2 protein-coding genes, 3 tRNA genes, 1 rRNA gene and 1 pseudogene are annotated in these 3,347 nt (G+C 38.0%); 2 read left to right on the top strand and 5 right to left on the bottom strand.

Going from position 1 to position 3,347, the window contains the following annotated elements; genetic code table 11:
* Positions 1–52: 52 nt before the first annotated feature.
* Positions 53–127 (bottom strand) — tRNA-Glu (locus tag KGF86_RS19165).
* Between the two features lie 239 nt (positions 128–366).
* Here KGF86_RS19165 and fabI point away from each other — a divergent pair.
* Both fabI and KGF86_RS19155 read left to right on the top strand, forming a co-directional pair.
* The gene (fabI, locus tag KGF86_RS19160) at positions 367–1,143 is read left to right on the top strand and encodes an enoyl-ACP reductase FabI (protein WP_186869416.1); all 777 of its coding nucleotides are present in this window, start codon (positions 367–369) and stop codon (positions 1,141–1,143) included.
* A gap of 94 nt (positions 1,144–1,237) precedes the next feature.
* Positions 1,238–1,969 (top strand): YwaF family protein, encoded by a 732-nt coding sequence (locus tag KGF86_RS19155; RefSeq protein WP_211742710.1) that lies wholly within the window; start codon positions 1,238–1,240, stop codon positions 1,967–1,969.
* 241 nt (positions 1,970–2,210) lie between these two features.
* Here KGF86_RS19155 and KGF86_RS19150 read toward each other — a convergent pair.
* The 4 genes and pseudogenes from KGF86_RS19150 to rrf form a co-directional block, all read right to left on the bottom strand.
* Positions 2,211–2,767: pseudogene (locus tag KGF86_RS19150) on the bottom strand (RNA-guided endonuclease TnpB family protein); the annotation flags it as partial.
* 147 nt (positions 2,768–2,914) lie between these two features.
* Positions 2,915–2,987 (bottom strand) — tRNA-Thr (locus KGF86_RS19145).
* Between the two features lie 24 nt (positions 2,988–3,011).
* Positions 3,012–3,086, bottom strand: a tRNA-Asn gene (locus KGF86_RS19140).
* 136 nt (positions 3,087–3,222) lie between these two features.
* Positions 3,223–3,338 (bottom strand): 5S ribosomal RNA (rrf, locus tag KGF86_RS19135).
* Between the last annotated feature and the right edge of the window lie 9 nt (positions 3,339–3,347).

Raw genomic sequence — 3,347 nt, 5'->3', positions numbered from 1 at the left:
CGACCCCCTGCTTGTAAGGCAGGTGCTCTCCCAGCTGAGCTAATCCTCCACATGGTGACCCGTACGGGATTCGAACCCGTGTTACCGCCGTGAAAGGGCGGTGTCTTAACCGCTTGACCAACGGGCCAGTTCATTTATTTAACTTGTCTTAGCAGTCAACGAATTTTATTATATACAGATTTCCACACTTTGTAAAGAGAAAAATGATATTTTTTTATAAAAAAATTTCCTGCCCCGTAAAACCCTTGATACACAAGGGATTATCCCCCTAATAAAATTAATAAATTAAGAAATAAATTGGTTTTTCATTTAAAAAATGATAAATTATAGTTAGGTACTAATAGTTAATCACAATGGAGGTTCCAAATGACTGAACTATTAAAGGATAAAAACATTGTTGTTATGGGTGTTGCCAACGAAAGAAGTATTGCATGGGGTATTACAAAATCACTCCATAATGCTGGAGCAAACCTTATATTTACAAACAGGCAAGAAAGATCGTATAAAAAACTAACTAAGTTATTAGAACAAAATGATATCGAGGCTAAACTCATCGTTACTTGTGATGTTGCGGACGATGCAAGTATAAGCAACGCTTTTAATGAGATAAAAGAAAAGGTTGGGGTTATACACGGCCTTGTCCATGCCGTCGCATTTGCAAACCGAGATGAACTAAAAGGTGATTTCAGCGATACATCAAGAGAAGGATTTTTATTAGCACAGGATATTAGTGCATTTTCCTTAGTTGCTGTCACAAAAGCAGCAAAAGAACTAATGACTGAAGGTGGCAGTATCGTTACGCAAACATATTTAGGTTCTGAAAAAGTAATACCTAACTATAATGTAATGGGAGTTGCCAAAGCTTCTCTAGAAGCAAGTGTTAGATACCTAGCCGAAGATGTTGGAAAACATGGTATTCGCGTAAACGCAGTATCTGCTGGACCTATTCGGACTTTAGCAGCAAAAGGTGTTTCTGGGTTTAACGAGAAACTAGGCATGGTGGAAGAAAAAGCACCTTTACGCCGTAATGTTGACCAGGATCAAGTTGGAGACGCTACCCTATTCTTTATCAGTGATCTTTCTCGTGGTGTAACCGGAGAGGTACTACATGTCGATTCAGGTTACCACATAATTGGTGGCTAATTTCACTAATCAATAATCAATCATAGACGCTTACTAAAAATGCTTTAGTAAGCGTTGTTTTCTATTTAAATAAGGATATACAGGGGGGATTTGAATGGGAGAGTGGTTTACTAGTAAAGCAGTATCATCTTTTCATTTATGGGGTATCCACCACCTATTCATGGTATTCTTATTTATTTTTGGAGCTGTATTATTACTATTTTGCTCCAAAAAATGGATTACCAATAAAAGGACATCCAATTTTTTTAGGATAGGGTTATTGATCATCTTAGTTTCCTCTGAACTTAGTTATCAAACATGGGGGATATTAAACGGCAGTTGGAATCCGCGTGAATTCCTTCCCTTTCAACTATGTAGCATAGCGGGAATCGTTACTATGCTTGCACTACTAACCAAAAATAAGAAAATCATTCAAGTTATCCTATTCATCGGCATTGTACCTTCCTTCCTTGCGGTAGTAACACCAGAATTACACCATGGTTTTCCTCATTTTCGATTTTGGCAGTTTTTTATACACCATCTCATATTATCTTGGGCTTGTATATTTTTAGTCCTAACATCTACGTTAAAAATCACCTTTAAAAAGACAATAGAGTCTTATCTTTACCTTTTATGTTATGCAGCAATTATCGGATTCTTTATCAATCCAATTTTTGACGCCAATTTTCTTTTCTTAGCTAGAACACCTTCAACCAGTACACCGCTAAATTTTCTCGGAGATGGATTTTGGTACTATTTTAATCTTTGTATGGTTGGATTACTTGTATTCATAGCCATCTATGGTGTTTATAATGCGCTATATCAATTCAAGAGAAGAGACAGGTGAAAAAGTCCTCCTGAAACACCAATTACGCTTATACAGCCATTTCTGATTAAATAATGAGATACATTATCTAAAGTGTATAATTAGATGACCATTGAACTACCCCCACTTAACCTCCTTTCAGGATGTTTGAAGTGGGGGATTCTTGGGAACAGAGCGTACTTGTTCGTGGTATTTCTTAACTAATAGCGGTTTCTCTTCTTTACCAAGCTATCCCCGTAGTCCCTACGGTTTTATAGGTTGTTTAAGCCGAAGCTACGATTCGTAACCCTTCGACTAGAATATTTTTACTCGCATTGACATCTCGATCATGATGCATGTGACAAACTGGACAAGTCCATTCCCTTATATCAAGAGACTTCTTGCCAGCGTGATGTCCACAAGCAGAACATAGTTGACTGGATGGAAACCATCTACTTATTTTCACGATCATTTTGCCGTACCATTCCGCTTTGTATGTAAGTTTGGATACAAAGCTCGACCATGATACATCTGAAATGGATTTTGCTAGTTTATGGTTTCACAACATTCCTTTCGTGTTCAAGTCTTCGATACAGATGACATCGTGGTTTTTGATGATGGCTGTACTTAACTTGTTTAGGAGAAGTCGGCACGTTGATTCAGCACTTTTTCATACAATCTTGCTACGTTGCGTTTTTGTTTTTGATAGTTTTTGGCGTCGAGTAAGTCGATTCCGTTGTTTTTCGCATGCAGCGCACGTCTGGATAGTTTGCGTTGTTCTCGTTTTAACTTCTTTCCCATGTTGGAAGTGAACTGGTTATTGTCAATTTTGTGACCATCAAAAAACTACCACAGACCTTTTGGAAAAGTGTATGGTAGTTTTTATTATGTCTCTAGAATAGATAGAAATCTTCTACGCAGAATACTTCACGAAACAAATAAAAAAACAACCTAACCTCTTTATTTAGAAGTTAAGCTGCTTTAAAGAGCTTCCAAGCGGACTTGAACCGCTGACCCCCACCTTACCATGGTGGTGCTCTACCGACTGAGCTATGGAAGCATAATAGAAAATTAAACATAAAAATGGCTCCACAGGTAGGATTCGAACCTACGACCGATCGGTTAACAGCCGATTGCTCTACCACTGAGCTACTGTGGAATAATATAAATTACGTATCTTTTCATGGAAGCATTTTTTCGATGCTCTCGGTGAGAATAATGCTCGTTCTGAGGAATAATAGTTAATACAATATATGACTATTATGTACAATATTCTATTTTATATACAAAAAATTGCCTGGCAACGTCCTACTCTCGCAGGGGCAATGCCCCAACTACCATCGGCGCTGAGAAGCTTAACTTCTGTGTTCGGTATGGGAACAGGTGTGACCTTCTCGCCATCATCACCAGACAATGGTTT

It is taken from the genome of Ornithinibacillus massiliensis (assembly GCF_018310345.1).
Taxonomy (GTDB): domain Bacteria; phylum Bacillota; class Bacilli; order Bacillales; family Amphibacillaceae; genus Ornithinibacillus; species Ornithinibacillus massiliensis.
This window is presented reverse-complemented; position numbering and strand designations above follow the sequence as displayed.